We start from the raw sequence: 6,142 nt of genomic DNA, 5'->3' as shown, positions 1-6,142 counted from the left end.
TTGCAGAAAATCCTGATTTAATTATTGTTGGTGGCGGCATTGCAAATGCTGAAGACCCTGTAGAAGCTGCTAAACAATGTCGTGATATTGTAGATGCCCATACAAATGCATAATCAGTTACAATTAATATTAAATAAGATTAAACTAAATAGATAAAAATGCACATGTAGTTGGTGAAAAAATTAGAAAACATTTTATGTTTAAACTTCCTTTTTCTAGTGTATATAGTACTTAGGTTTTAAAATATAATTGAAAGATAGGTTGTATTATGACTAAAAAAGTAGCAATCATTTTAGCAGATGAATTTGAAGATATAGAATTAACCAGTCCAAAAGAAGCATTAGAAAATGCTGGATTCGAGACTGAAGTTATTGGAGATACAGCAAAACATGAACTTGTTGGTAAGCATGGGGAGAAAGTAACTGTAGATGTTAGCATTGCAGATGCGAAACCAGAAAATTATGATGCATTATTAATTCCTGGCGGATTCTCACCCGATCATTTACGTGGTGATGAAGAAGGTCGCTATGGTACATTTACTAAGTATTTTACTCAAAATGATGTACCTACATTTGCGATTTGTCATGGTCCACTTTTACTAGTTGATACTGATGATTTAAAGGGCCGCACAATAACTGGTGTTATCAATGTACGTAAAGATTTATCTAATGCTGGTGCACACGTTGTTGACGAATCAGTTGTAATAGATAACAATATTGTAACGAGTCGTGTCCCAGATGACTTAGATGATTTCAATAGAGAAATTATTAAAAAATTAAAAGCATAATTTTGTAATATCAATCAGTATTTATTATCTAAGAGACTAACAACAAAGTTTATAACTTTGCTGTTAGTCTCTTATTGTTAGGTTTTTATAAAAATAAAATGAACTTAACTTCATTAAGATAACTTATAATCTACGATAAAATATTAGATATTCTACATACTGTTTTTGTAATGTAACCTATTTCGAAATTCTACTAATCTTTTAACTTCATCTATACTATTAATTGTTGAAAATTACAATGGAGGGCAATTTAATTTATGAATGATATTACCATTATAGGAGCTTCACAAAATAATTTAAAAAATATAGATATAACTATACCTAAACATTTGATTACAGTATTTACAGGACGTTCTGGTTCAGGTAAGTCATCACTGGTATTCAGAACAGTAGCTGCTGAATCTGAACAACTTTTAAATGAAAGTTATTCTAGCTATATTCAATTTCATTTAAATCAGCAACCTAAACCAAAAGTAAAAGAAATTAAAAATCTTCCAGTAGCAATGACGATTAGTCAAAAAAGATTTAATGGTAATTCTCGCTCTACTGTAGGTACAGTATCTGATATATACGCCTCTGTTAGATTGTTATGGTCAAGGATAGGTGAACCTTTTGTCGGTTATTCAGATGCCTTTTCATTTAACAGTCCCAATGGTATGTGTGAAACATGTGAAGGATTAGGTTACATTGAAGACATTAATTTAAATGAGCTCTTAGATTGGAACAAATCTTTAAATGAAGGTGCTATTAATTTCCCATCTTTTGGACCTGATAAAGAAAGAGGGAAAGCTTATCGTGATAGTGGTCTGTTTGATAATGATAAAAAATTAAAAGCATATACAAAAGAAGAATTAGATTTGTTTTTGTATCAGGAGCCAATAAAATTAAAAAAACCACCTGAAGAATGGCGGAAATCAGCAAAATATGTGGGACTTATACCTAGGTTTAGAAGAATATTCTTGGGAGATAAAGAATTTAACAAAAAACGTTATGCTAAACATCTTAAAAATGTTGTGGAAAATAAAATTTGTCCAACTTGTAACGGTCAACGTTTAAATTCGAAAATTTTGAGTTGTAAAATTATGGGGAAAAATATTTCAGATTTTACACAAATGACTGTAAAAGAAAATTTAGCATTTCTTAATAAATTAAATAATTCAACAGCCCAGTTTATTATTGAACCACTCCGAAAACAATTAGAAGCACTTGATTATATAGGATTAAGTTATTTAACTCTTGACCGTGTAACCACTTCTTTATCAGGTGGAGAAGCACAACGGCTTAAATTAATACGACATTTAAATAGTTCGCTATCTGATTTGGTTTATATCATTGATGAACCAAGTGTTGGTTTACATCCAGAGGATATTGCAAAAATAAATGAAATTTTGAAATCTTTAAAACATAAAGGTAATACAGTATTAATTGTAGAACATGATCCTGATGTAATTAAAGAAGCAGATTATATCATTGATATGGGACCAAGTTCAGGGGCGCAAGGTGGAGAGATAACGTTTAAGGGAACATACAAAGAATTATTGTCTTCAGATACATCTACTGGGGAAGCACTACGTATCAAACATCACTTAAAAAATGAGATACGTGAAGCAAAGAGTTTTTATCATCTTGGACCAGTGACCCAAAACAATTTGAAGAATGTGACAGTTGATATACCCAAGCATGTTTTGACAGTATTAACTGGAGTAGCAGGTTCTGGGAAAAGTTCACTTGTTAAGGCAGGTTTTGCAAAAAATGATAATGCAGTATTTATGGATCAAAAAGCGATACAAGGTTCCAATCGGTCTAATTTACTAACTTATTTAGGTGTTTTTGACAGAGTCAGAAATTTTTTCAGCAAAGAAACTGGATTAAATAAATCTATGTTTAGTTATAATTCGAAAGGAGCTTGTGCCAATTGTGGTGGTAAAGGTTATATTGAAACAGAACTTGCATTTATGGGTGAATTTTCACAAACATGTGAAGTGTGTCACGGTAAACGTTATAAGCCAGAAGTGTTGAATGCAACTATAGATGGCTATTCTATTGCTGATTTCCTTGAATTGACTGTTGACGAAGGTATAAGATTTTTTGATAAAGAAAATGAAATTCAGTCTAAGTTACAAGCTATAAGTAAAACTGGATTAAATTACGTAACCCTTGGCCAACCTCTATCTACATTATCAGGTGGTGAAATTCAACGCGTTAAATTAGGCCAATATTTAAATGATGATGTTACAGATAGTATTTTTATATTTGATGAACCTACGACAGGTTTACATGAAGCTGATATTCCTATATTGATAAACTGTTTTAATGATCTTATTGAACAAAATAACACTGTTATTTTAATTGAACATAATTTATCAATTATGTGTGATGCTGATTGGATTATAGATGTAGGGCCAGGCCCTGGTCTAGATGGGGGTAAAGTACAATTTAGTGGCTATCCTATAAACTTTGTTAAAGAGAATAAAACATTAACATCTAAGCATTTGAAACTTTATATAGCAAATGATTAAAATTGTTTCATATTTTCATATAGCATTGGTTAGATTTAGAAATTTTGTAACTTAGCGATTCTGAAAATTATCACATGAAATTAATAAAGAAGTCTATATACTGGTTATAATCTGTATATAGACTTCTTTATATATTTATTATTATGGTTTTAGAATTACTTTAATATTATTATCTTTTTTCTGATCGAAAATATCATACGCTTGTTTTGCATCTTCTAAAGGCATTGTGTGAGTTATAATTTCTGTTGGATCAAAAACTTCATTTTTAATCATTTCATATAATTTTGGCATTTGATGAATAACTGGCGCTTGTCCACTTTTTACTTGGACATCTCTATTAAAAATTAAATCTATTGGATAATTGTCTGCAGGTGTACCGTAAATACCAGTTAATTGAATCGTTCCAAATTTTCTTACTGATTCAGCTGCTGTAATAATTGGACTAATATTACCTCGTTGTGCTGAATTTGAACTTATCTCTAAATCATCTTGAGCAACTTGTCCATCCATTCCAACACAATCTATAACGACATCTGCACCACCGCGTGTGCTTTCACGAAGTAATTTTCCTATATTATCTTCTTTAGAAAAATTATATACTTCAGCGCCATTGGATTTTTTGGCATGGTTTAATCTATGTTCTACATTGTCAATGGCAATCACACGTTCAGCGCCTTTTAATTTAGCAAATTTTTGTGCCATTAAACCGATTGGGCCACAACCAAGAACAATAACGGTATCTCCAGATTTTACGCCTGCATGTTCAACACTCCAATAAGCTGTTGGGACAACATCAGATAAAAATAATACTTGTTCGTCTTTCAAATCACTATCTGGAACTTTGAAAGAGGAGAAATCGGCAAATGGGACTCTTAAATACTCTGCTTGACCTCCCCAGTGGTTTCCGTGCATGCCACCAAAACCGAAAAGTCCACCATTATCCATTTTCCAACTTGCCGGTGATGAGTTAGAATTATCACACTGAGACTCCATTTCATTATTACAATAGAAACAATCGCCGCAACCTATGTTAAAAGGTATAACTACTCTATCTCCCTTTTTTAAGGTTTTAACGTCTTTTCCTACTTCTTCTACAATTCCCATTGGCTCATGTCCAATAACAAAACCAGGATCCATAAATAAATCGCCTTGATGATAAAGATGTAAATCAGAACCACATATACCTGAAGCTGTTATTTTTATTATTGCATCCGTTGATTCTTCTATTATTGGATCATGTACTTCACGAACTTCCATATTTTTATGACCTTGATAAGTAACTGCTTTCATTTAAACCACACTCCTTTAAAAAACTTTACCCTTGATATTATAATGTAAACTCAGAAGAATAAATTGATTTATTACTCTTTTTAGAAAATTGTTAGTTTATATGTTGCAAAATACCAAACATCGCATTTATTTAGCCAAAATTAATAAAAAAGTAATTATAGATAAGTTTAATACACGTAAGCAATATACTATATTAGAATAAAATTAAAGATTTATCTAAAAGTAACTATACAGTTTTGAACTATTTATAAGTAACTGCTGATTTTAAAGAAGAATTTGTGCGTGTTTTCTTAAACCGAAATAAAAATCTGAAAAAGCAAAGGATTTTGATGTTTATTGCTTTTAAAAGCTAGTAATTTAAATGAACATTATGTTATTGCTACTTTTTGGGAAATCAAGCTACTTACAAACTATGGCAAGATTCTCGAGAATATAAAGTATCTCATAAGAAAAGAGGGATAAAAAATGTATAGATCAAGATATTTTCGTTAACGAGCATGTTTTGAAATGATTAAGACACTCTTTTTAAAGAAGTATCTTTTTTATATTACTTTATAGCTTAAAAATTTTGAAAAATTTGTTTAATTTTCATACTTACTTTTTTTCGGTGTAGTTAAAGCTACGACAGCTATAATAATAAATAGTCCGTCTACTAGTTGATAGTATCCAAAGGACTCATTTAACCAAGTAATTGAAATGATGGCCAAACCGTCCTCCTTGGCTTTGCAGTACTATCCATAGAACAAATAAAAGCAGCAGTTAAACTGCTTGAAAAAGCATGGTTTGACAAAAATACAAGTAATCATTATAAAGATTAACTTAAAGCGAAGTATAATTATACTTCGCCTTTTTTAATATAGAATCTAATGACCCTATATACACTATTAATATCAGAAAAATATTTTGTGTGTTTAGAGCGTACTTATGTGTCTTTGAGTCGTTCTCTATTTATATCGATCTACTAGTCAATATAAAAACATATCAATATCTGAAAGAGATTATATAAAGTTCGGTTCAATTTTTCTTCTTTTAAAAAACTAACTAATTTTCATTATTAATTAATTTCAAATATTCATCTCCCCATTCACAAATACCATAGACCACATTGTCGAGAGACAAACCAACACTAGTTAATCGATATTCAACTTTTGGAGGGACTACTGGATATATAGTTCTTTTTATTATCATATCCTTTTCAAGCTCCCTTAATTGTCTAATTAACATTCTTTGATTAATATCTGGTAATTTTTTTTCTAATTCACTCAACCTAAGTACTTCTGATTGTAATAAATGATAAATAATAGGGATTTTCCACCTACCACCAATTACTGATAAAGCTAAATCTTTAGAAGTGTAAAATAATTTATTATTATATTCTATTAACAATTTCTTCTCCTCAGTGACATATTTGTCAGTATTGTATTTCCAAAGTTATTATACCATAATGAATATATAATATATAGGAGGTAATAACATATGGAATTACAATTAGCGATTGATTTATTAAATAAAGAGGATGCTGCAGAATTAGCAAATAAAGTTAAAG

4 protein-coding genes and 3 pseudogenes are annotated in these 6,142 nt (G+C 30.3%); 4 read left to right on the top strand and 3 right to left on the bottom strand.

What is annotated here, in order from left to right:
• From CD032_RS00830 to CD032_RS00820, 3 genes and pseudogenes are all read left to right on the top strand, one after another.
• Window positions 1-113 (top strand): annotated as a pseudogene (locus tag CD032_RS00830) (3-hexulose-6-phosphate synthase); the annotation flags it as partial.
• A 155-nt stretch (window positions 114-268) separates the two neighbouring features.
• Window positions 269-787, top strand: a complete 519-nt coding sequence (locus tag CD032_RS00825) for a type 1 glutamine amidotransferase domain-containing protein (RefSeq protein ID WP_017723732.1) — start codon at window positions 269-271, stop codon at window positions 785-787.
• A 257-nt stretch (window positions 788-1,044) separates the two neighbouring features.
• On the top strand, window positions 1,045-3,306 hold the full coding sequence (locus CD032_RS00820; protein ID WP_037551393.1) for an ATP-binding cassette domain-containing protein: 2,262 nt from the start codon (window positions 1,045-1,047) through the stop codon (window positions 3,304-3,306).
• Window positions 3,307-3,447: 141 nt separating this feature from the next.
• Here the strand turns inward: CD032_RS00820 and CD032_RS00815 are convergent, their stop codons facing one another.
• The 3 genes and pseudogenes from CD032_RS00815 to CD032_RS00805 form a co-directional block, all read right to left on the bottom strand.
• Window positions 3,448-4,596, bottom strand: coding sequence for a zinc-dependent alcohol dehydrogenase (locus tag CD032_RS00815; protein WP_031882782.1), 1,149 nt, complete (start codon window positions 4,594-4,596; stop codon window positions 3,448-3,450).
• Window positions 4,597-5,177: 581 nt separating this feature from the next.
• Window positions 5,178-5,300 (bottom strand): annotated as a pseudogene (locus CD032_RS00810) (EamA family transporter); the annotation flags it as partial.
• A 337-nt stretch (window positions 5,301-5,637) separates the two neighbouring features.
• Entirely contained in the window at window positions 5,638-5,982 is a 345-nt protein-coding gene (locus tag CD032_RS00805; RefSeq protein ID WP_002508649.1) for a winged helix-turn-helix transcriptional regulator, read from the bottom strand.
• Between the two features lie 90 nt (window positions 5,983-6,072).
• On the opposite strand from CD032_RS00805, the pseudogene CD032_RS00800 reads away from it, so the two are divergent.
• Window positions 6,073-6,142, top strand: a pseudogene (locus tag CD032_RS00800) (3-hexulose-6-phosphate synthase); the annotation flags it as partial.

The organism is Staphylococcus cohnii subsp. cohnii, assembly GCF_002902365.1.
Lineage (GTDB): Bacteria > Bacillota > Bacilli > Staphylococcales > Staphylococcaceae > Staphylococcus > Staphylococcus cohnii.
Note: the sequence above shows the minus strand (reverse complement) of the source record. Positions and strands in the feature narration are given on the sequence as shown.